This window comes from Blautia sp. MSK17_66 (assembly GCF_020538025.1).
Classification (GTDB): Bacteria; Bacillota; Clostridia; order Lachnospirales; family Lachnospiraceae; genus Blautia_A.
Genome location: NZ_JAJBNQ010000002.1, coordinates 37,713 through 58,926 on the forward strand (window position 1 = coordinate 37,713; position 21,214 = coordinate 58,926).

Sequence of the window (21,214 nt, forward strand, 5' to 3'; positions counted from 1 at the left end):
CTACTGCTCCTCCTCTTCCTGCTGTGCTTTCTTTCGTTCTTCCATAAGTCCGTCATGGATCGTCCGGATCAGCTGTTCATTTTCTTCGTGAGTCCGCACTGCCACACGGTAAAATCCCTTTCCAAGTCCCGGATAGTTGCTGCAGTCCCGAATCAGGACATTCTTTCTGACACAGATTTCAAAAAGATCCTCTGGACCCTTAAAAAACAGATAATTTGCCTGCGAAGGAAAAACAGTCATTCCAAGCTTATACAGTTCCCCGCTTAAATACTCTGCCTCCTCAAAGATCAGATTTCGTGCTCTTTCAACATAATCTGTCTCTTTAAGTGCCGCAATTCCTGCTGCCTGTGCAGGAACAGAAATATTCCATGGCTGTGTGGCCAGTGTCATCTTTTCAAGAAGCTCCTCATTCTCCGTAATCCCATATCCAAGACGGACCCCTGCCATCGCATAACGCTTCGTAAATGCCTTCAGAAGAAACAGGTTATGGTATCTCGGAAGCTGTGCCTTCAGACTGTACTGGCCCGGATCCCGGATAAAATCCTGGAAACATTCATCCACCACCAGAAAAATATCCATTTCCCGGCAGACACGGAGCAGTTTAAACAGAAATTCCCTGTCCGTAAGCATCCCTGTCGGATTATTCGGGTTGCAGAGAAAAACCATATCCAGGTCTTTATGAAGCCAGTCAATAAAACTGTCCTGGACACGGAACTCTTCTTCTTCCTTAAGAAGCACATGCTCCACCTGTGCGCCAACACTTTCCAGTGCCTGCTCATATTCGGCAAAGGTAGGCACCGGGATCAGCGCCCGTTTGGGTCTCAGTGCATGACAAAGTGAAAACACTAATTCAGCCGCACCGTTGCCGCAGATAATATGTTCCGGTTTGACATCCTCATAAGCTGCAATTGCCTCCTTCAGTGGTGCATAGCCCACCTGCGGGTAATCTTTCAGATGATCCAGACTGTCCCGGACTGCCTGTTTTACACTCTCCGGTGTTCCAAGGGGATTACAGTTTGCGGAAAAATCAAGACAGTTTTTGTAAGTATAGATATTTCCCCCGTGTACGTGTTTCATTTATTTTCTCCTTTGCTGCCGTCTAATCCTTTATAAAACCCAGAATCCGACAGCGATCCGAATGAGCAGACAGATCAGAATGCCAAGAATGGCCGTTCCATACATCAGACGGTTTGAGCGTCGGATATCTTCCGGCTCCACTGCACGGATCGGATCTCCTATCGTCGGTTTCTCATATAATTTACCAAAATAATAAGCATTTCCGGCAAGCTGCACATCAAGAGCCCCTGCCATAGCTGCCTCTGTCTGTGCAGAATTTGGACTTGCATGATTTCTTCTGTCCCTGCGATAAATCCTGGCCGCCTGTCTGCCGTCCATGCCGCAGATAAAAGAGGCCGCCACCATCAGCCAGCCGGAAATTCTTGCCGGAAGATAATTTGCCACATCATCAAGCTTTGCACTGCATCTTCCAAAATATAAATATTTATCGTTTTTGTAGCCCAGCATGGAATCCATTGTGTTGATCCCTTTATACAGGAACATAAGTGGAGCACCACCGATCGCCATGTAGATCATCGGAGCAATCACTCCGTCAGAACAGTTTTCTGCCACTGTTTCTACCGCCGCCTTGGTCACACCGGTCTCTGTAAGTTCTTTCGTATCTCTTCCCACGATCATGGAAACTGCATAACGTGCCTCCTCAATCGTTCCATTCACCAGACGGTCATACACCTTCATGCTCTCATCCCTTAAAGATCGCGTTGCAAGAAGCTGATAGCACCAGAAAGTCTCCAGAAGCACGCCTGCTGCCGGGAAATGTCCATACAAAAGATACAGTACGATGCCCGGTACACCAAAAGAAAAAAGACAGACCACTAGGGTTTCCACAAAACCGCCAGCCAGCTCTCCTGCATTTGTTTTGGGGAAGATTTTGCGGATTCCCTTTTCCAGTATGGAGATCAGATTTCCGATCAGACAGACCGGATGATACAGCCATCTGGGATCTCCAAATATCAGATCAAGTAAAAACCCTGCTGCCAGGGCTATCGTATGATAGATCACGTTTGTCACTCTTCCTGATCCTCCTGTCTTAAAAAAGATCTCTGTTTTTTGTATGCGAGACATTTCTCCAGAAAAGCCCTCGGCACTTCAGGATTTCCATAATAGTATAAATGCGGAAAACCAGCCATCATGCTGTCGCTTCCGTGAATACACTCCCAGCCTCTCTGACTCTCTGGTTTCGCCGCGTGAAAATCATCTCCACAGCTTTCAGAATCAAAATAATGGAATTCATGTGCCGGGATCTCTCCAAAATCCTCTCTTCCAAAGACCGGTTTTTTCTGTGTCAGCGTCACATAACCGAATCTCGAGAGCTTCGGTGTACGGTACGCTCTGCCGGGAATAACCCCGACTGTCTGATAAAACCTTCCGTCCATTCCCTCCAGTTCTTCATGGAGATACATAAAACCTCCGCACTCTGCCATACATGGCATTCCTGCTTTCAATTCTTCACGTATCCTGTTTCTCATAGGGATATTTTGTTCCAGTTTTTTTCCGTTTAATTCAGGATAGCCTCCATACAGAAGAAGTCCGTCCAGTTCATCTGGAAAATTCCCGTCCTTTAGAGGCGAAAACGGGATCAGTTCTGCTCCCATTTCTTTCAGAAGTTCAAAATTATCCTCATAGAAAAAACAGAAGGCCTCATCCTCTGCAACTCCGATACGCACCGGCTCCGGAAGACGGAAATCAGATACAGCCTCCGGCTTTGTGTCCGAGATCTCTGGTGCTTTTTGTGCAAGCTTCAGGATCCGGTCAATATCCAGCGTCTTTTCAAGGACGCCGGCCAGCTTATGAAGTCTTTCTTTTAATTCCGGGATTTCATCCGGGAGGACCAGTCCAAGATGTCTGCTCTCGATCACACAGTCCTCCACCTTCGGAACATAACCAAGAACCTCAACTCCCAGTTCTTCCTCCAGAAGTTTCTTCATTCTCGGATACAGCATCGGAGACATCTGATTAAAGATCACACCTCTGATATGGCTGTCTTTTCTGTATTCCATAAAGCCTCTGACATAAGCCGCCAGAGATACACTCATCCCCCGGCTGTTCACGATCAGAATAACCGGTGTATCTGTCACTTTGGCAAGATCATAGGCACTGGCTCTGGTTGTCGTTCCCGCCACGCCGTCATAAAATCCCATAACGCCTTCCATGACTGCAATCTCACAGTCCTTTGCAGTTCTGGCAAGGAGATATCTGGTTACTTCAGACTCTGTAAAAAAGGTGTCCAGGTTTCGGGATTTTGTTCCAATCACCCGGCTGTGGAACATCGGATCGATATAGTCCGGACCACATTTAAAGGATGCCGTTTTGACACCACGTTCCATAAGTGCCTGCAAAAGTCCACAGGTGATCAGGGTCTTACCACTTCCGCTGCTTCCGGCTGCCAGAAGGATTCTTGGTATTTTCATGCCTGTTCCTCCACTTCTTCTGAAGTTTTAAGCATCTGTACCGTGATGATGTAAATAGGATTTTCTCCCATCATCATATGATACCTTCCGATATTTTTGGATCTGGAAACACAGAGCTGGACAATCTCATTCTCACATTCACAGCCTTCCTGTTTCGCAAGCTCACGGATGCAGCCAAGTGCCTCTCCCACCGTCTCCAGTGTAATACAGTTGATCACGATCCGCACCTGCGGATTCTTCTTTATCAGAAGCTCAACGATCTCTTTCATATTTCCTGAAGAACCTCCGATAAAAGCATGCGTCGGAACCGGCAGTTCTTCCAGTGCCTCCGGTGCAGTTCCCGGAATAATGTACATATGATCCAGTGCAAACTTCTTCTTATTCTGTGCAAGAAGTGCAAGTGCGTCTTCCTTTTTCTCGATCGCATAAACCTCGCCCTCGGATGCACGAAGTGCCATCTCCACAGAAACAGATCCGGTTCCTGCGCCAATATCATAACAAACTGCATCCTTCGAAAGTTTCAGCTTTGCAAGCGAAACCGTACGCACTTCTGCCTTGGTCATCGGTGCCTTGCCGCGGATAAATTCTTCGTCTGACAGTCCATGCGTTGCCGGCTCCGGCTCTGCCTTGAGATTGTACGCACAGATCACACTCAACGGATCTCCCTCATAGGAAACAAGTTCTTTTGCCTGTTTTGAAAAAATCTTTTCATTATCGTAGGAAAGATTTTCCCCGACATGGAGGATAACATCACCCATTCCATAAAATGTAAGCTTCTCTGCCAGGTTACGGACTCCGTCATTTGTTCCGAGAATTGCAAAAACCTTACGGTTCTCACGAATCAGCGAAATAAGATTACAGGTCTTGCCGTGTGCACTGACAATCTTTGCATCATCCCAGGAAAGTCCAATCTTCGACATAAAATAAACTACAGAAGAAATCCCGCAGATCATTTTGGTTTCCGGACCAAGAAGTTCCACAAGCTTCTTTGCACCGCTGTAAAATCCGACGTCACCGGACAGTGCAACCACAACTTTCGTATATTCTGGATGCTCTGCAAGATACGCTGCAATCTCCCTGCTTCGGTATTCATACAGGAAATCCTGTCCCGGAAGTCGTACAGCATCAACCATCCTTCTGGCCCCTACAATCAAGTCTGCACTTCTGACAGCTTCTCGCCCTTCCAAAGTCAGAGTTCCAATGCTGCCCATACCTATTCCGAGAAGTGTAACGTTCTGCTCTTTCTTAAGGCCATAACGCTCGATCAGCATATGTCTGCATTCCTTTAAGGAGAGTCCTTCCTCAGCGAGCGGTCTGCCAATGATCACTGCCGTCACGCCCAGGGCCTCTGCCGCCTGGATCTTCTCCAGGAAACCGCCTGCTTTCCCGGAATCCTTGGTAACCAGATACTTACACTGATACTGTTCAAGCATTGCCTGATTCAGTTCTTTTGAAAAAGGTCCCTGCATTGCGATCAGATTTCTGCCCTCAAAGCCAAGTGCCTGACAGGATTCGATCACTGACGGGAGAGAAAGTACTCTGGCAAACAGCCTTTTGTTATAATCTGAAACAGAAGTAAATACTGCCAGTTCCTTACTTCCGGTTGTCAGAAGCACGTTTCCTTCTGTCCCTTCGAGATACTCCGCTGCTTCCTTTGCATCCCGGACATAAACAGCATTCTGCTGCTCACTTCCTGTACGGAGGATTCTTGTATAAGAAACTCCGGTTTCCTCACAGGCTTTCCTGATATTCTGTGTCACCTCCGCCGCATACGGATGGGTCGCATCCAGAACCAGCTCCGGTTTCTCTCTGAAAAAAAGGTCCCTCATCTGCTGCTCATCCAGTCTTCCTGCCTGTACGTGCAGACAGGAATTTTCCTGCAGAGACTTTGAGCCATATTCTGTTGCAACACAGGCAAGCATCGGGAGCTGGTTTTCGCTGAGGAAACGACTGATCTCGTATCCTTCGGTCGTCCCGGCAAATACAATGACTTTATACATTCCTGTATCCTCGTGGTGTTACCATCTTACCGTTTATTTCTTTTGTCTGAGAGTTTCCGATAAATACGGTTGTAAACATATCCACCTGTGTATCACGAAGTTCTCTGAGTGTCATCAGATGATACTCTTCGCCTTCACGTCCGATATTGCATACAGTTCCGCATACAGTGTCCGGAGATTTGTACTGCATCATCAGATCGCAGGCTTTCTGAAGATAATCATGACGTTTTTTGCTGGATGGATTATAAAGACAAATCACAAAGTCTGCCTGAGACGCACCAAGAAGTCTGGCTTCGATCTTTTCCCACGGGGTCAGAAGATCACTTAAGCTGATCAGACAGAAATCATGGATCAGCGGTGCCCCAAGTACTGCCGCCCCTCCAAGAGCTGCTGTGACACCCGGAACGATCTCAAGTTCAACATCCGGATAATTCACTCCAACCTCATACATAAGACCGGCCATACCATAAACACCGGCATCGCCGCTGCAGATCATAGAAACAACCTTACCCTTCTTTGCCTCCTCAAATGCCAGCACACAGCGGTCTACTTCTTTTTTCATCGGTGTGGTAAGAAACTCCTTATCCGGGAATGTATCCTTTACAAGATCTACATAAACGGTATATCCGATGATCGCGTCACTGTTTTTCAGGGCTTCCATAGCGATACCGGTCATCTGGTCACAGCCTCCCGGTCCGATTCCTACAACATATATTTTATTCAAAACGTACCTCCCATTTCCGGAGTGCAAGAGCTGTCGTCACACCCTCTCTTCCGGTCTTTTTTCTGATCAGTCTGCCATTGTCTGAACCCAGGACTGCACTTCGCTCACAGACATTCTCCACACCTGTGATGGTCCTTACAAAAGCAGACGGAGTAAATTCTCCTTCGACATTTTTCAGTTCTTCCTCTGTATAGGTGACAAAAGGAAGCTTCCATTCTTCTGCCAGGGCATTCAGACCCGGCTCATCTTTCTTGATGGAAATACTTGCAAGATTTCTGACTGCCTGACGGTAAATATCCGCCTCCCTGAGACAGTTCTCGGCCTCTTTTTGGATGATGGCAGCTTCTTTGTTCTTCCTGCAGCCCATTCCAAGTGTAACCACCGACGGCACGACCTGTGTCGTAGACGCAAACGGCTGGCAGGAAGGATGGATCGTTACCGCCACTCCAGCTTCCGGTACGGATTCTCCCCCGAGCGGAATTCCCTCTGCATCACATTCTGTCAATCCATTTGGAAGTGCTCCCACGAATGGAAATTCACTGTAAAATCCTACGGTTTTACCCGCCAGCAGTGCCGCTGAAACCTCCTTCGCAGCCTTCATGAACAGAATTTCACAGTCGTTTTTTCTGGAAAAAACATCGACTGCAAACCGCTTATGAAGGTCTGTCGCTGTCGTCACGACCGGCTGTGCCCCCAGGATCTGTGCCGCTTTCAGGCTCAGTTCATTCGCTCCGCCCAGGTGTCCGGACAAAAGTGAGATTACAAACTGTCCGCACTCATCCACGACCAGAACTGCCGGGTCTGACTTCTTACTGGCAACCTGCGGTGCGATGCTGCGCACAGCAATCCCACAGGCTCCGACAAAAATAAGTCCATCCTCCCTGTGGAAGTGCTCTGCTGTCCAGTCTGCTGTACTCTCAGCGATAGAATCTTCCAGGTATCTGCTTTTTTTGTATAACTCTGTATGATAGCCGCACTTCTCCAGCCCATCTTTAAGTTTCTGTGCAGTTTCTTTACCTGTAAGGCTGAAACAGATAATAGAAATCCTGCGGTCATCGTCAGATTCTTTTTCTGCAGTATTCATAATTTATTTTGTCGCTTCACGGAATTCCGTTGTAAATCCCGGATCATAGAGCTTGGAGCGGTCATACTGAGCCGCCTTGACAGAGTCTCCGATGATCATAAGTGCTGTTTTGGTGATATTATTCTCTGCTGCTGTCTGTGCAAGTGTGCCGACTGTGCAGACAAATTTCTTCTCATCCGGCCAGGTTGCCTTGTAAACGATCGCCGCCGGAGTATCCTTTGTATATCCGCCCTCGATCAGTCTTCTGCTCAGTTCCTCAAGCATTCCTGTACTTAAGAATACAACCATAGTTGCCTGATGTGCTGCAAAGGACTGAATGCTCTCCTTGCTCGGAACAGGAGTACGTCCTTCCATTCTGGTGATGATCACGCTCTGTGAAATCTCCGGAAGTGTATATTCCAGATTCAGCGCACTGGCTGCTCCGCAGAATGCACTGACTCCAGGACAATAATCATAAGCAATTCCTTTTTCATCGAGGATATCCATCTGCTCACGGATCGCACCGTAGATGCATGGGTCTCCTGTGTGAAGACGTACTGTTGTCTTTCCTTCTGCCTCTGCATTCTCGATCACACTGATCACTTCTTCCAGTGTCATTTTGGCACTGTTATGGATCGTGCATACATCTTTGCTGTATTCGAGAAGCTGCGGATTCACAAGAGATCCTGCATAGATGATAACGTCAGCCTCCTCAAGATACTGTTTTCCTCTGACTGTGATAAGATCCGGTGCTCCCGGACCTGCTCCTACGAAATGTACCATTACTCTCTATCTCCTTTACTGATTTTGTTGATAAGTTCTGCTGCATGCTCTGTCTGTCCAAGATATCCATATTCATTAGAAAAGATCACCGCACCAAGCAGGATCTGCTGATAGGAACGATGATCCAGATAAAACTGGATCCTGTCTGTGATCTCTTTCATAGTTTCTCTGAGAATATGATTCTCATCGAGGACACGCAGGGCTTCGTCTGTGGTGTTACACTGAAGAATGGATCTGGCGCATGCAAGATCCCCTCCTGCACGGATGGCATTGGCACAAAGTACCTCCATACGTGCATCTGCACTGTGTGAATGGGTATTCATGATACCCGCCGCAACCTTGACAAATTTACCGATATGGGAAATAAAGAGGATTCCCTTCACCCCCATATCAACGGCCATATCAATTGTCTCACCCACATAGTTGCTGCATTTGATGTTTTTTTCGAAGGGAAGTGCCATATGCTCTCTCAGGTAATCGGCTCCATAATTTCCGGGAGTCACCAGCATATACTGCTCTCCCATTGCCGCATGCTGCGACATTTCCACCCGGATACTGTCGATCAGAGCCTTCTCGCTCATAGGCTCTACGATCCCGGATGTACCAAGGATCGAGATACCGCCAACAATTCCCAGACGGGGATTGAAGGTCTTTCTGGCTATTTTTTCCCCTTCCGGAACAGAGATTGTCACCTTGAGTCCGCCCTCATAGTGATACCTGTCCGCGATTTCCTCTACTGCCTGTAAGATCATAGCCCTCGGCACCGGATTGATCGCAGCCTCCCCGATTTTCTGGGAAAGCCCGGGTTTGGTCACCCGTCCGACTCCTGTGCCTCCATCTATTACAATACGATCCTCCATATCCGACCGTATCTGAAATTTCTCAACTTTTGCATAAACCAGGATTCCATTCGTGGTATCCGGATCGTCTCCCGCATCCTTACGGACTGCACAGCTTGCCGCGTTCTCATCCCGCTTTATGTCCAGAAGTTCCAGATGAAGAAGAATCCCCTTCGGGGTCATAAGTTCTGCTTCTTCGATCTCATCTTCTCCCAAAAGGAGCTCCGCTGCTCCTCTGGCTGCTCCTGCCGCGCAGGAACCAGTTGTATAACCAAAGCGTAATTTCTTCTGATTTCTGACTACATAATAGTCTTCCAGTCCGGTTTTATGTACCATAAAATTCCTCCTTGCATCTGCCCATTAATTATATTATTTTGTATAAAAAATGTCAACGAAATGCACTTTTTCCCATATTTTTTCCAAAAAAGGAGACGCGCCGCAGCAATGATTCAAAATCATTACTGCAGTACGTCTCTGTGAAATTTAATAGATAATGATCGGATAGCCGCCATCGATCGTATTATAGATCAACGCCGCCTGATCTTCGGGGAGATTGATGCAACCGTGGCTTCCGGCACCGGATTTATAACGGTTTCCCCCAAAGGAAGACTGCCAGGATGCGTCATGAAGCCCCTGACCATATACGAATGGCATCCAATAGTTTACCTTGACGTTATATCCATACTCTTCGCTTGATAATTCAAACGGACTTGCCTTGTATGCGATCGGCCATGCACCACGATACGTCTCTCTGCCCTTGGTCGGAGCACCGCTTACAATGTCAGTTTCTGTCACAAGTGCACCGTCCTTATAAAGCCACAGATGCTGATTATCCAGACTGACTTCAATATAGCTTCCTGCCAGATCGTCCGTTCCGTTACGCTGCATTCCCTGAATGCTGTATACTGGGTCTCTGGAAACTGCCGTACCGCTCTTTAAGTCCTCAAGGAGCTGTGAAAGTTCCCCATCCTGGTCGATCTGGAAACCATATTCATTCCCGGAGATTGTCACATCGTTTCCGTATGATGTATGGAAGGTTCTCGGCACATAGATCGTATTGTAGGTATTCGCAAGATTCTGAATATATGTCTTCGCGGCTTCCTGATCAATTCCGATATTCTCTCCGTCGATCGTGATCCAGGAATCGATGGTCTGGGAATCCAGAACCTCTGTAGTATTCCCAAAGGTATAGGTGATGGTTGTGCTTCTGTACTTCTTAAGCTGTTCATTCAAAGCGGCCAGTTTATTCTGCATTTCCTCATCAGCAGAAGTCTGCGGAAGCTTATAGCATTCTGTTCCCATTGTGATCCTGGCTTCCTCATCAAGAAGTCCGGAAGTAAAATCTGCATCCAGTGTCTGATCGACGAAACTTAAAAGTCGACTTTCATCAATCTCATCACCCTGGCTTTCACTGGTAAGTGTAAATTCTCTTTTCTGGTCATCGTACTGAATCGATGCATCTGTGGAAGCGGTACGTTCTCTGTCTCCAAAATGCTCTGCAGCAAGGGCTGTTTTTTCCTGCTCTGTATTTCTGTTGACCTTGTAGGAAATATTGACATTTTCCTGCTTTGCAAAGATCTTACGGTTTGCCTCTCTCTTCTTCTGAAGTTCTGTAAGCTGTACCTCAAGATCACTCTCGTCCAGGCTGTAGCCCATGTCTTTCAGTGTCAGGCTGTAAACCTCCTGACCATTCTCCTGAAATACTATTTTCTTATTCTGAAAAGCTGTCAGGATCTTCTGTTTTGCATCTGCTGTGCTCAGCCGGGACACATCCAGGCCATAAATCGAAATCTTACGCCCCAGCGTGTTCGTATCTGCGATATGGATATAGGCAAAAAATCCCACTGTCAGTGCAGCCATGGCCCCGATACACACGCCTAAAATAATCTTTAGTGTCTTCCTGCTGATCTTTTTTTCTTCGCTCATTTGTCTCATTCCCCCGGCCTTATGTATTCTTAGCTTATGTAATAATTTTCCTTTTTATTATAACGGCGAGTCATAAATGCCCTGTAACCACTATTTACCTTATTATATATCAGATTGTGATTCCATTTTCCATTTATTTTTACAAAATCTGTAGAATTTTTCATGTCGTTGTCCTATACTGATGCCAGACCAATCATCAAAACGGAGAATTTTTATGGATAAAATCTTAACATACACAATCACATCACAGGAAGCCGGTATGCAGGTGCTTGAATTTCTGCGCTCAAAGGGATTTTCCCGGCATATCCTGACTTCCATGAAGCCTGATAAAGAGGCACTTCTCGTAAATGGAGTGCGTGCCGGGGGACGAAGCATTCTAAAAGAAGGAGATTTTTTCCGGGTTCGCGTCATGGAAACAGCCACCACGGAAGGAATCGTTCCTGCATCCCTGCCCCTTAACATTCTTTATGAGGATGAGGACATTCTTGTCCTGAATAAACCCGCCGATATGCCGGTCCATCCTTCCATTGGAAATTATACCAACACGCTCGCCAATGCCGCTGCTTTTTATTTCCAGGAAAGAGGAGAATTCTGTCCCTTCCGCTGCATCAACCGTCTGGACCGTGACACCTCCGGAGCCCTGGTTCTTGCCAAGAATGCCCTCAGTGCCGCGATTCTCTCTGCACAGATGCGTAACAGAGAAATCCGGCGCACTTACCTGGCTGTGGTCCGCGGTGTTACTCCACCGTCCGGAACCATCTCAGCTCCCATCGGCCGTGTCTCGGATTCCGTAATCCAGCGTCAGGTCGATCCGGAGTATGGCGAAACTGCGGTCACACATTATGAGCGGCTCGCCGTCCGAAATGATCACTCCCTCCTGGAAATCCATCTGGAAACAGGGCGTACTCACCAGATTCGGGTGCATATGGGATACATTGGACACCCGCTCCCTGCGGATTATCTGTATTGTCCGGTATATGATCATTTTAAACGTCAGCCCCTTCATTCTTACCAATTAAATTTCCGCCATCCTCTGACCGGCAAAGACCTTTGCTTCACTGCCCCCGTCCCACACGATATGACACGGGGATTCTGAAAAGAAAAAGTCATTTCGCTCCGCTGTTTTTATACAGTTGAAAGAAATGACTTTTATTTAATAATTCTTATTTGTTTTTATCGTAGATGACCTGAAGTCCTTTGAGAAGCAGATCGCAGTCGAGGATCATCTCCCGTTTACAGTGCGGAATGATCTTTCTGGACATTCCACCCGTAGCGATCACGGTAACCTTCTGTCCAAGCTCCTCTTCGATCCTGTCCACAATACCGTCCACCGCTGCTGCATTTCCATAAAGGATCCCACTCTTCATACAGTCGACGGTGTTCCGTCCAATGAGTCTCTTTGGCTCTTCAATACTGATCCCACTGAGCTGAGAAGCCCTGGCGGTCAGTGCGTCCAGAGAAATTCTGACTCCCGGCATAATCATACCGCCAATATAACGTTTCCTGTCATCCAGAACGGAAATAGTTGTTGCTGTTCCCATATCCACGATAACAAGCGGTACCGGATACTGTGCCAGTGCTGCAACTGCGTCCGCAACGCGGTCTGCTCCCATCTCTCCAGGATTATCAAGAACAATATTCAGTCCTGTCTTGACTCCGGGTCCCAGGATCATCGGCTGCTTCTTGAGGATTTTTTCGACTGCAAGCTTCACAGCATTCGTAATCTGTGGAACTACAGAAGAAATAATAGCTCCCTCAATATCCGGACGTTTGATATGATGGATATCAAGTATCGTCTTGAGATCGATGGCATATTCCAGTTCTGTCTTGGTATGGTTTGTGGAGATTCTCTCTATAAAATAAATCTTCTTTTCTTCAATACAGCCAACTACAATGTTGGTGTTTCCGATATCAATGGCTAAAATCATATTTCTCATTCCTGTTCTTATGCTTTTTATGCGACAGCATCAGGTTTTGCAATCTGAGATGCCGGAATCAGATGAGCTTTGGAAAGTGCAGTTCCCACTGCCGCTGTGAGGATCGTTGAAGAAACCATCTCACAGATCGCATTGACACCTACCATCAGGCAGCATCCGATAATTACATTTCTTCCACCCATCAGATTCTGAACTACTTCTGTGTTTCCGAACATTACGATCAGTGCACTCATAAAGAATAAAGTATTCAGAAATGCGGAAAAGAATCCGGTTACAGCACAGGACACATATACATTTGTTTTTCTTCTCATTCCTCTGAAAATATATCCGATCAGAAGTCCGTCAAGAATACGTGGTACAAAACACTGAACTGCACTTAAAAACGGATTAATCTGGAATAAAGCTGCTCCCAGTGCACTGGTTCCACCGATTCCCATTGCCTGCAGAAAACTGGTCAGTCCAAAGACAGCTCCAGCCACGGCTCCTCCTGTCGGTCCAAGAACAACCGCACAGATTGCGACCGGAATGACATTAAAGGTAACTGCCAGAGGTCCTATGTTGAGGTATCCAAGTGGTGTGTACGCCATCAGAAAAAGGATTCCTGACATCAGACCAAGAATTGTCAGCTGTGATGTGGTGAATTTGTTGCTTTTCATAATTTTCCTCCTTGTTATCGTTCCCTCCTTAAGGGATACAATACGGTACGGAACTGCGGGTATGTGATTTATTTACCCGCCTCCTGGTGAACGGGTTACTGATTCCTTTCTTTCATAACAGAAAGGATTTTATCCAGGATGACATTGGCTGCATCCTCCTTGCTCATAAGCTGGAGTGATACGTCTTCATCCTGTGTAATCAGAGTCAGTACATTGGTGTCACCCTGGAAGCCTGCACCTTCAACCTTAAGGTTGTTCGCTGCAACCATATCCAGATGCTTCTTTCCAAGTTTGGCTCTGGAATTACCAAGCATATTCTGTGTTTCCATAGAAAATCCGCAGAGGAACTGTTCTTTCGTACGATGCTCGCCAAGATAGTTCAGAATATCGTCTGTCTTCTCCAGGGCAATACTCATCTCTTCATCCTTCTTCTTGACTTTCTCATCAAAGACTTTAAGGGGACGATAGTCTGCCACTGCTGCTGCCTTGATGATAATATCCTGCTCCGCACTTACAGACGTCACGGCATCGAACATATCCTTTGCCGTTACCACCGGAACTACCTTTACAAAAGGTGGTGGTGTGATGCTGCATGGTCCACTGACCAGCGTAACCTCGGCGCCACGGAGCATAGCCGCCTTTGCAAGTGCATATCCCATCTTACCCGAAGAATGATTTGTGATATAACGCACTGGATCAATGGCTTCCTGGGTAGGTCCGGCTGTAACCAGAACCTTCTTTCCCTCAAGATCCTTCTCCTTTGCGATTTCTCTCAAAATATAGGAAAGCAGCGTTTCCGGCTCCGGCATCTTGCCGGCCCCGGTATCCCCACAGGCAAGATAACCACTTGCCGGCTGGATCACTTCGTATCCATAATGCTCAAGCGTTTTGAGATTATCCTGCAGGATCGGATTTTCAAACATATTTGTATTCATGGCAGGGGAAATAAATTTCTTACATTTGCATGCCATAAGAGTTGTTGTCAGCATATCATCTGCGATCCCATGTGCAAGCTTGCCGATCACATTGGCACTGGCCGGTGCGATCATCGCCACATCTGCCTTCTTTGCGATCGAAATATGCTCTACCTGAAACTGGAAGTTTCTGTCAAAGGTATCTACCAGACATTTCGTTCCGATAAGCGATTCAAATGTAATCGGTGTAATGAAGTTCGTTGCATTCTTCGTCATCAGCACATGTACTTCCGCATGAAGCTTCTTCAGTGCACTTGCAAGATATGCAATTTTGTATGCCGCAATGCTTCCGGTGACTCCCAGAAGAACAGTTTTACCCTTTAACATAAATGATCCTTCCTTCTCTGTTCACAGTTTTCATATCTGTTCCATTATAACAGCCTCACTGACAATTGCAATGAATTTTTGCTGTGTTTCTTTTTTTGTACTCATTTTTATATTATAATAAAAACAGGGCAGCACCCTGTCATATACATTCCAAAGTGTCTGCCTGCCAAAGACGAAAGGAGTTACTTATGAAAAATTTTCAGATTACACAATGGTGTGCACGTTTTATAAAAGAACAGGTCTCTCCCGGAGATCTCTGTATCGACGCTACCATGGGAAACGGTAATGATACGCTTCTTCTCAGCACACTCTGCGGCAAAGATGGCAGAGTCATCGCCTTTGATATTCAGGAACAGGCAGTAAAAAGCACAAAGGAACGCCTCTCAAAGGCAGATGCCCCGGACAACTATACTCTGCTGCTTGAATCGCACACACAGATGTCTTCCTATGCAAAAGAAAATTCTGTGAGCTGTATTACCTTTAATCTCGGTTATCTTCCCGGCGGAGACCACACCATGGCAACCAAAAGCGACAGCAGCATTGCGACTCTGACGCAGGGACTCTCTCTTCTCAAAAAAGGCGGTCTGATCTCTCTCTGCATCTACAGTGGAGGAGATTCCGGCTTCGAGGAACGGGATGCAGTTCTTACGTGGCTTGCAACACTTGATCCGCATAAATACCTGGTCATCCGAAGCGATTATTACAACCGTCCCAACCATCCACCCATTCCTGTCCTTATCATCAAACTGTAACCCTGGTTCCCTTTGATATCAGCAAAAACGGCGGCAGACCATACGGATAAAGACTCCTGTAATCCCGGATCTATATCTGTATTTTCTGTCGCCGTTTAATCTGATTCCTGTGAGATCTCCCGTCAGTCCTTGATCGTGATACTCTCGATCACAGGCTGTTTCTCTGACTCGATCGTTCCATTGTCATCCGTCGGAGCTGCATCCTTGCAGATCTTGTCTACCACATCCATACCTTCTGTCACATGACCAAAGGCTGCATAGTCCCCATCCAGGAAGGTACTGTCTGACTGAACAATAAAGAACTGAGAACTTGCACTGTCCGGATCACTGGATCTTGCCATGGAAATAGTTCCTCTTGTGTGGGAGATATCGTTCTTCACACCGTTGCTGGAAAACTCGCCCTTGATCGTCTCATCCGCACCGCCCGTTCCATTGCCTTTCGGGTCACCGCCCTGCATCATAAAACCATCTATGATACGCCAGAAAGTCAGGCCGTCATAAAAACCGTCCTGAGCCAGCTTTACAAAATTGGTCACAGTGATCGGTGCCGTATCTGCGTCGAGTTCTATCTCGATGCTTCCATAATCCTTAATATCAATCCCCGCATGATGGATCCCTGTCAGTTCCTCACTGGTATCCAGTTTTGCACTCTCTCCGTCGCTTCCATCTGTAAAACCGTCGGCTGCTGCCTCCTCCTCACTTACAGGTTCCTGTGTCACTTCCTTATCTGAAGAAGTCTCCTCTTTTGCAGTTTCTGTTTTTGTCGGCTCGGATGTCTTCGCGCTTTCACAGCCCGTAAGTGTACCAGCTGTGAGAACCACTGCAAAAACTGCTGCCAAAAATCTGGATTTCATTGTCAATTCCTCCTCTCATGCTGCTGTTTATTTTATATACAACAGCGCTTCGATGTCTGTTCTAACTCTTTCCTGTGCAACAGTTTAACATTACAGCGATGCAAAGTCAATGCCGACAGCAATACCGGATAACAAGCACTTGTATCCCTTTCAAAGCTCTGTTACAATAAGGAAAGATGCTATATCAAAATACAGGAAAGGATCTGAAATACATGAAAAAAATAGCCAGCTTTACCATAGACCACATCAAGCTCCAGCCGGGCATCTATGTTTCCCGCAAGGACTATCTCGGTGACCAGGTCATTACTACCTTTGATATCCGCATGACCTCACCAAACGAAGAGCCTGTTATGAACACTGCAGAGCTTCATGCCATGGAACATCTCGCAGCCACTTTTCTCCGCAACCATGCAGAATTTGGCGGCAAAGTTATCTACTGGGGGCCAATGGGCTGCCGTACCGGAAACTATCTTCTTCTCGCGGGTGATTATGAATCCGCTGACATTGTTCCTCTCATGACAGAGATGTTTGAATTTATCCGTGATTTCGAGGGTGAAATTCCGGGTGCTTCTGCCAAAGACTGCGGAAACTACCTGGATATGAATCTCGGCATGGCAAAATACCTCGCTGACAAATATCTCCGCGAGGTTCTCTATGACATCAGACCGGAGCGTCTTATTTATCCTGAATGATCTGTCTGTTCCACAAAAATAAAAAACGCTGAGCTTCCTTTTGGGAAATCTTCTCCCTGGAAGTTCAGCGTTTTGTCTGCATATTTTGCTGTTTACTGGGCAGCTGTCTGTGCAGCAGCTCCGGCCGGAGCAGTCGTAGAAACATACTGTGCACTGACATAACCTGTCTGACCATTGATCGTTACTTCAACCCACTGTCCATCCTCACTGACACCCGTACTTGTCAGTTCCTGTCCAGCAGTCGTTCCTGTGATCATCTGTGCTTCTGTACTGCAGTCAGAGCGGACGTTTACGCCCTCTACAACATAGTAAGTCGCATTTTGCTTTATGATATTCACACCGCTTGCTGTCTGCACAACCTCCTGAGCCGGAGTCGGAGTTGCTTCCGGAGTCGGAGTTGCTTCCGGTGTAGGAGTCGCGGTTGGAGTTGGAGTTGCTTCAATCACAGTCACCGTAGAGTCTTCCCCTCCGGTGCTGTAGCCACATCCGGATGCAAATACAGCCAGACCAGCCAGCACAATCAGTAATCTGGATTTTTTCATCTGAAATAATTCCTCCTTTATAGCATACAACCACTATACCCCATATACCATATCTATTGCAAGACTTTTTTGTAATCTCGTTACTGTTCGCTCCGTTCACAGAAACTTACCTGTGAACAGTTCTGTAATCTCCCCTGTCCGTCACGATCTGACAGCCAATTGCCTCCATTCGTCTGCTCAGACAATATCTGCATTCTGCCGCCTCATCACCTGTGCAGATCTTTCCATCGTACAACATATATTTCTTTCTCACAGAAACCGGCGAGAGATTTGGCATGACAACATTTGCGCCTGATCTCACTCCCAGTTCGCGGCCTTTCGGATGAATCGTACCCAGTGCCGTTGTTGCCGGAAGAAGTACATTTGGCAGCATCAGACGTAGAAGTGCCAGATAAAAAAGAGTATCCTCAAGAGTTCCGCTCTCTCTGTCATGAAATGGTGTATCCTGGTGTGCAATAAACGGGCCAATCCCAACCATCTCCGGATCCAGCTCCTTAAGAAACAAAAAATCCTCCACGAGATCATCCACCGTCTGGAAGGGAGAACCTACCATAAAGCCCGCCCCCGTCTGATATCCTAACTTCTTCAGGGTTCGCAGACAGTCCTTTCTCTTCTCACAGGACAGTTCTTTGGGATGAAGTTTCCTGTAATGGTCTTCACATGCCGTTTCATGACGCAGAAGATAACGGTCGGCTCCTGCCTCCTTATATGCACGATAACTCTCCTCGGATTTTTCTCCGACAGAAAGTGTCAGGGCACAGTCCGGATAACTTTTTTTGATCCTGCGAATCAGTCTGACCAGTTTTTCATCGGTGTAATATCCGTCTTCTCCTCCCTGAAGTACAAAGGTCCGAAATCCCAGTTCATATCCTTCCCTGCAGCAGACAAGGATATCCTCTTCTGTCAGACGGTAACGCTGGGCATTTCGGTTGCTGCGGCGGATTCCACAGTAATAGCAGTCATTTTTACAGTAGTTTGTAAACTCGATCAGACCACGTACATAGATTTCATTTCCGTATACCTGCTGCCGCACCTGATCTGCCTGTTCCCGTGCATACAGATCTGTTTCTTTTGAACGTTCTGTCAGAAGCATTCTGAATTCTTCTGCTGATAGATCCTGCTCCCTGCGCAGCTTATCGATTAAATGTTTCATAAGATTTTCTCCGCCCACAGTTCATCAGAACTGTTTTCTGCCTCTGGCAATGTATCTGCCAAGTTTTTCTTTGACAAGCTTTCCATCCTCAACTGCAAGGTTTCCACGAAGAAAGACTTTGTCAATGCTGCATCCCAGCTTGAATCCCTCAAACGGGTTGTTGTCTGTGTTGTATGCAAGAGTTGCTGCCGAGATCACACCTTCTCCGTGCGGATCCAGTACAACAATATCCGCATCACTTCCCGGCGTGATGGCACCTTTATTCGGATATACCCCATAAAGCTTTGCCGGATTCTCACAGAGAAGCCTGCACATCTGCTCTCTGGTGATCTTACCCGTTTTAACTCCATAGGTATACAGAAGTGTTCCCCTTGTCTGAACTCCCGGAAGTCCTCCCGGGATCTTTGTAAAATCATCTTTTCCCAGAGCTTTCTGTTCCAGAGTGAAACTGCACTGATCTGTCGCTACAGTCTGGATTTCTCCATCTGCCAGTGCCTTCCACAGGCAGTCCTGATCTTTTTTCTTGCGGATCGGCGGTGCACATACATAGACAGCACCTTCAAAATCCGGTTTGGAGTAAACACTGTCATCCAGAAGAAGATATTGCGGACAGGTTTCTGCATAAACCTCCTGGCCGTTCTTTCTTGCATTGATCACTTCTTCATAGGCTTTTTTGTTTGTAAGATGAACTATCATGACTGGTGCATTGGCTTCCTTCGCGATTACCAGAAGCCGATGTACAGCCTCTGCTTCCATGGTATCTGGTCTTACAAGCGGATGATTTTCCGGTCCGAGGCGTTCTTCTTTCTTTGCTTCAGAGATCAGGGCATCGATCACGCCCGCATTTTCACAGTGAACTCCGGCAAAGCATCCACATTCGCCTAATTTCTTCAGGATTTTATACATATCGCAGTCGTTTACGATCATCGCAGGATAAGTCATATAAAGCTTAAAGCTTGTAATTCCCTGGTCGATCATATCCTGAACTTCTGATTCTGTCTTATCATTCCACTCTACGATAGACATATGAAAAGAATAATCGCAGGAACATTTGCCATCTGCTTTCTTATGCCATTTATCAAGTCCTTCCTTCAGTGTATGTCCACCCTTATCCTGTGATGCATAATCAATGATCAGTGTAGTTCCTCCCAGAAGTGCTGCTCTTGTTCCCGTCTCAAAATCATCTGCCGTGACAGTTCCTGCCACCTCCAGATCTAAATGTGTGTGTCCGTCAATAAAACCTGGAAACAGAAGCTTACCGGTTACATCGATCACCTGAGCTCCGTCCGCTGTAAGATTCCTTCCTACTTCTGTGATTTTTTCTCCGTCTACCAGAACATCCAGCATCTCCGACTTCTCTCCGGATACCACTGTTCCGTTTTTCAGTAAATATTTCATTCTTTACCACCCTTTCCTTCATAAGTTTATGCACCCCTGCGTTTTAACTGTTGTTTCAACTCACAGTCGGTAATTTCACAGAGTCTGACATGTCAGCAACATGCTGACTGTGAGCTGCCTCATGTCAGTGGGGGATACCGATTTCTCTCCGCCCGCCACTACCGTTCATTTTCTTGTTTGCAATTCATCTCATCACCTATAGAGGCGGGAGAATCCTTGTTATATCTTGTTGAATATCAAATATTACTATAATACAACAAATATATCACCAATTATCTCTGACAGCAACCATTATCTGTAAACAGCAACCAATAATATTTAGGCACCCTAAATTTTGCTCAGTAAAAAAAACTTTATATAAAAACGGTTTTGTGATATAGTATTTAATAAGCAGTTGTACCATTTAACAAAAGGAGGTAAAACAATGGGACGACTTACTGTACTTAAACAGATTGCGCGGGATCTGGCCTCTCAGTTTGGTCCGGAATGCGAGATCGTGATCCATGATCTCAAAACAAACGATCCAGAACATTCCATTGTCCATATAGAAAACGGACATGTGACAGGTCGTGGAATCGGAGACGGACCTTCCAATGCTGTTTTTGATGTAATCCGTCATAACAACAAAAAGAAAGTGAAAGAAGAAGAATTAAAGGATCATTCCGGCTATCTGATGAAAACTGCCGACGGCAAAATCCTGAAATGCAGCACTTCCTATATCCGTGATGATGACGGAAGTCTTCATTATGTCTTCGGTATCAACTATGACATCACCAAACTTACGATGATCGAAAGTGCTCTCCATTCTCTGATCACACCGGTCAACAAAGAAGAAAAGCCAAAAGAGATCACTCACAGTGTGAATGACCTTCTTGATCATCTGATCGAGGAGTCAGTTGCCCTTGTAGGCAAACCGGTTGCCCTGATGAACAAAGAAGACAAAGTCACTGCCATCCAGTTTCTGAATGATTCCGGGGCCTTCCTTATCACAAAATCCGGTGATAAGGTTGCCAACTATTTCGGTATTTCCAAATACACCCTGTACAGCTACATTGACGTGAACAAATAAAAACAGGAGGTTGAGAGCAAAAGTTCTCAACCTCCTG

The 21,214-nt window shown here is 46.4% G+C and carries 20 protein-coding genes; 4 read left to right on the forward strand and 16 right to left on the reverse strand.

What is annotated here, in order from left to right; all coding sequences use genetic code 11:
- The 9 genes from LIR34_RS01530 to LIR34_RS01570 form a co-directional block, all read right to left on the reverse strand.
- Nucleotides 1-1,077: a pyridoxal phosphate-dependent aminotransferase gene (locus tag LIR34_RS01530; RefSeq protein ID WP_161284437.1), complete on the reverse strand. Its 1,077-nt coding sequence runs from the start codon at nucleotides 1,075-1,077 to the stop codon at nucleotides 1-3.
- A 30-nt stretch (nucleotides 1,078-1,107) separates the two neighbouring features.
- On the reverse strand, nucleotides 1,108-2,088 hold the full coding sequence (gene cbiB, locus LIR34_RS01535; RefSeq protein ID WP_295300025.1) for an adenosylcobinamide-phosphate synthase CbiB: 981 nt from the start codon (nucleotides 2,086-2,088) through the stop codon (nucleotides 1,108-1,110).
- Entirely contained in the window at nucleotides 2,085-3,488 is a 1,404-nt protein-coding gene (locus LIR34_RS01540; RefSeq protein ID WP_173901721.1) for a cobyrinate a,c-diamide synthase, read from the reverse strand. Before LIR34_RS01540 ends, cbiB begins: the two co-directional genes overlap by 4 nt.
- Nucleotides 3,485-5,488, reverse strand: a complete 2,004-nt coding sequence (gene cobK / locus LIR34_RS01545) for a precorrin-6A reductase (protein WP_173901720.1) — start codon at nucleotides 5,486-5,488, stop codon at nucleotides 3,485-3,487. Before cobK ends, LIR34_RS01540 begins: the two co-directional genes overlap by 4 nt.
- The gene (cobJ, locus tag LIR34_RS01550) at nucleotides 5,481-6,212 is read right to left on the reverse strand and encodes a precorrin-3B C(17)-methyltransferase (RefSeq protein ID WP_161284433.1); all 732 of its coding nucleotides are present in this window, start codon (nucleotides 6,210-6,212) and stop codon (nucleotides 5,481-5,483) included. Before cobJ ends, cobK begins: the two co-directional genes overlap by 8 nt.
- Entirely contained in the window at nucleotides 6,205-7,296 is a 1,092-nt protein-coding gene (locus LIR34_RS01555; protein WP_173901719.1) for a cobalt-precorrin 5A hydrolase, read from the reverse strand. The genes cobJ and LIR34_RS01555 overlap by 8 nt, the downstream gene beginning before the upstream one ends.
- 3 nt (nucleotides 7,297-7,299) lie before the next feature.
- The gene (cobM, locus tag LIR34_RS01560) at nucleotides 7,300-8,058 is read right to left on the reverse strand and encodes a precorrin-4 C(11)-methyltransferase (RefSeq protein ID WP_161284431.1); all 759 of its coding nucleotides are present in this window, start codon (nucleotides 8,056-8,058) and stop codon (nucleotides 7,300-7,302) included.
- Complete coding sequence (cbiD, locus tag LIR34_RS01565; protein ID WP_173901718.1) at nucleotides 8,058-9,233, reverse strand: cobalt-precorrin-5B (C(1))-methyltransferase CbiD; 1,176 nt, start codon at nucleotides 9,231-9,233, stop codon at nucleotides 8,058-8,060. The genes cobM and cbiD overlap by 1 nt, the downstream gene beginning before the upstream one ends.
- A 147-nt stretch (nucleotides 9,234-9,380) precedes the next feature.
- Nucleotides 9,381-10,823 (reverse strand): L,D-transpeptidase family protein, encoded by a 1,443-nt coding sequence (locus LIR34_RS01570; protein WP_173901717.1) that lies wholly within the window; start codon nucleotides 10,821-10,823, stop codon nucleotides 9,381-9,383.
- Between the two features lie 214 nt (nucleotides 10,824-11,037).
- Between LIR34_RS01570 and LIR34_RS01575 the strand changes: the two genes are divergently transcribed.
- A complete protein-coding gene (locus tag LIR34_RS01575; RefSeq protein ID WP_173901716.1) occupies nucleotides 11,038-11,919 on the forward strand; it encodes an RluA family pseudouridine synthase in 882 nt (293 codons plus the stop codon).
- A gap of 67 nt (nucleotides 11,920-11,986) precedes the next feature.
- On the opposite strand, the gene LIR34_RS01580 is transcribed toward LIR34_RS01575, so the two are convergent.
- From LIR34_RS01580 to coaBC, 3 genes are all read right to left on the reverse strand, one after another.
- On the reverse strand, nucleotides 11,987-12,751 hold the full coding sequence (locus tag LIR34_RS01580) for a type III pantothenate kinase (RefSeq protein ID WP_161284427.1): 765 nt from the start codon (nucleotides 12,749-12,751) through the stop codon (nucleotides 11,987-11,989).
- 26 nt (nucleotides 12,752-12,777) lie between these two features.
- Complete coding sequence (locus LIR34_RS01585) at nucleotides 12,778-13,416, reverse strand: ECF transporter S component (protein ID WP_161284426.1); 639 nt, start codon at nucleotides 13,414-13,416, stop codon at nucleotides 12,778-12,780.
- A gap of 95 nt (nucleotides 13,417-13,511) precedes the next feature.
- On the reverse strand, nucleotides 13,512-14,717 hold the full coding sequence (gene coaBC, locus LIR34_RS01590) for a bifunctional phosphopantothenoylcysteine decarboxylase/phosphopantothenate--cysteine ligase CoaBC (RefSeq protein ID WP_173901715.1): 1,206 nt from the start codon (nucleotides 14,715-14,717) through the stop codon (nucleotides 13,512-13,514).
- 188 nt (nucleotides 14,718-14,905) lie between these two features.
- On the opposite strand from coaBC, the gene LIR34_RS01595 reads away from it, so the two are divergent.
- A complete protein-coding gene (locus LIR34_RS01595; RefSeq protein WP_173901714.1) occupies nucleotides 14,906-15,469 on the forward strand; it encodes a tRNA (mnm(5)s(2)U34)-methyltransferase in 564 nt (187 codons plus the stop codon).
- Nucleotides 15,470-15,591: 122 nt separating this feature from the next.
- Here LIR34_RS01595 and LIR34_RS01600 read toward each other — a convergent pair whose 3' ends face one another.
- Nucleotides 15,592-16,323, reverse strand: coding sequence for a peptidylprolyl isomerase (locus tag LIR34_RS01600; protein ID WP_173901713.1), 732 nt, complete (start codon nucleotides 16,321-16,323; stop codon nucleotides 15,592-15,594).
- A gap of 212 nt (nucleotides 16,324-16,535) precedes the next feature.
- On the opposite strand from LIR34_RS01600, the gene LIR34_RS01605 reads away from it, so the two are divergent.
- A complete protein-coding gene (locus tag LIR34_RS01605; RefSeq protein WP_173901712.1) occupies nucleotides 16,536-17,015 on the forward strand; it encodes an S-ribosylhomocysteine lyase in 480 nt (159 codons plus the stop codon).
- A 92-nt stretch (nucleotides 17,016-17,107) separates the two neighbouring features.
- On the opposite strand, the gene LIR34_RS01610 is transcribed toward LIR34_RS01605, so the two are convergent.
- From LIR34_RS01610 to hydA, 3 genes are all read right to left on the reverse strand, one after another.
- Nucleotides 17,108-17,557, reverse strand: coding sequence for an SH3 domain-containing protein (locus tag LIR34_RS01610; protein ID WP_173901711.1), 450 nt, complete (start codon nucleotides 17,555-17,557; stop codon nucleotides 17,108-17,110).
- Between the two features lie 106 nt (nucleotides 17,558-17,663).
- A complete protein-coding gene (hydE, locus tag LIR34_RS01615; RefSeq protein WP_173901710.1) occupies nucleotides 17,664-18,710 on the reverse strand; it encodes a [FeFe] hydrogenase H-cluster radical SAM maturase HydE in 1,047 nt (348 codons plus the stop codon).
- Nucleotides 18,711-18,734: 24 nt separating this feature from the next.
- Nucleotides 18,735-20,108 carry a dihydropyrimidinase gene (gene hydA / locus LIR34_RS01620; RefSeq protein WP_173901709.1) on the reverse strand — a complete coding sequence of 458 codons (1,374 nt, stop codon included), beginning with the start codon at nucleotides 20,106-20,108 and terminating at the stop codon, nucleotides 18,735-18,737.
- Between the two features lie 424 nt (nucleotides 20,109-20,532).
- Between hydA and LIR34_RS01625 the strand changes: the two genes are divergently transcribed.
- Complete coding sequence (locus LIR34_RS01625) at nucleotides 20,533-21,177, forward strand: helix-turn-helix transcriptional regulator (RefSeq protein ID WP_161284418.1); 645 nt, start codon at nucleotides 20,533-20,535, stop codon at nucleotides 21,175-21,177.
- Nucleotides 21,178-21,214 lie beyond the last annotated feature (37 nt).

Bases quoted from the DNA above. Each gene is read 5' to 3' on its own strand.
- LIR34_RS01600 (WP_173901713.1), bottom strand. From the start codon at position 16,323: ATGAAATCCAGATTTTTGGCAGCAGTTTTTGCAGTGGTTCTCACAGCT.
- cobM (WP_161284431.1), bottom strand. From the start codon at position 8,058: ATGGTACATTTCGTAGGAGCAGGTCCGGGAGCACCGGATCTTATCACA.
- LIR34_RS01575 (WP_173901716.1), top strand. From the start codon at position 11,038: ATGGATAAAATCTTAACATACACAATCACATCACAGGAAGCCGGTATG.
- LIR34_RS01585 (WP_161284426.1), bottom strand. From the start codon at position 13,416: ATGAAAAGCAACAAATTCACCACATCACAGCTGACAATTCTTGGTCTG.
- LIR34_RS01580 (WP_161284427.1), bottom strand. From the start codon at position 12,751: ATGATTTTAGCCATTGATATCGGAAACACCAACATTGTAGTTGGCTGT.
- LIR34_RS01595 (WP_173901714.1), top strand. From the start codon at position 14,906: ATGAAAAATTTTCAGATTACACAATGGTGTGCACGTTTTATAAAAGAA.
- LIR34_RS01610 (WP_173901711.1), bottom strand. From the start codon at position 17,557: ATGAAAAAATCCAGATTACTGATTGTGCTGGCTGGTCTGGCTGTATTT.
- LIR34_RS01625 (WP_161284418.1), top strand. From the start codon at position 20,533: ATGGGACGACTTACTGTACTTAAACAGATTGCGCGGGATCTGGCCTCT.
- cbiD (WP_173901718.1), bottom strand. From the start codon at position 9,233: ATGGTACATAAAACCGGACTGGAAGACTATTATGTAGTCAGAAATCAG.
- LIR34_RS01540 (WP_173901721.1), bottom strand. From the start codon at position 3,488: ATGAAAATACCAAGAATCCTTCTGGCAGCCGGAAGCAGCGGAAGTGGT.
- LIR34_RS01570 (WP_173901717.1), bottom strand. From the start codon at position 10,823: ATGAGCGAAGAAAAAAAGATCAGCAGGAAGACACTAAAGATTATTTTA.
- hydA (WP_173901709.1), bottom strand. From the start codon at position 20,108: ATGAAATATTTACTGAAAAACGGAACAGTGGTATCCGGAGAGAAGTCG.
- cobK (WP_173901720.1), bottom strand. From the start codon at position 5,488: ATGTATAAAGTCATTGTATTTGCCGGGACGACCGAAGGATACGAGATC.
- coaBC (WP_173901715.1), bottom strand. From the start codon at position 14,717: ATGTTAAAGGGTAAAACTGTTCTTCTGGGAGTCACCGGAAGCATTGCG.
- hydE (WP_173901710.1), bottom strand. From the start codon at position 18,710: ATGAAACATTTAATCGATAAGCTGCGCAGGGAGCAGGATCTATCAGCA.
- LIR34_RS01555 (WP_173901719.1), bottom strand. From the start codon at position 7,296: ATGAATACTGCAGAAAAAGAATCTGACGATGACCGCAGGATTTCTATT.
- LIR34_RS01605 (WP_173901712.1), top strand. From the start codon at position 16,536: ATGAAAAAAATAGCCAGCTTTACCATAGACCACATCAAGCTCCAGCCG.
- LIR34_RS01530 (WP_161284437.1), bottom strand. From the start codon at position 1,077: ATGAAACACGTACACGGGGGAAATATCTATACTTACAAAAACTGTCTT.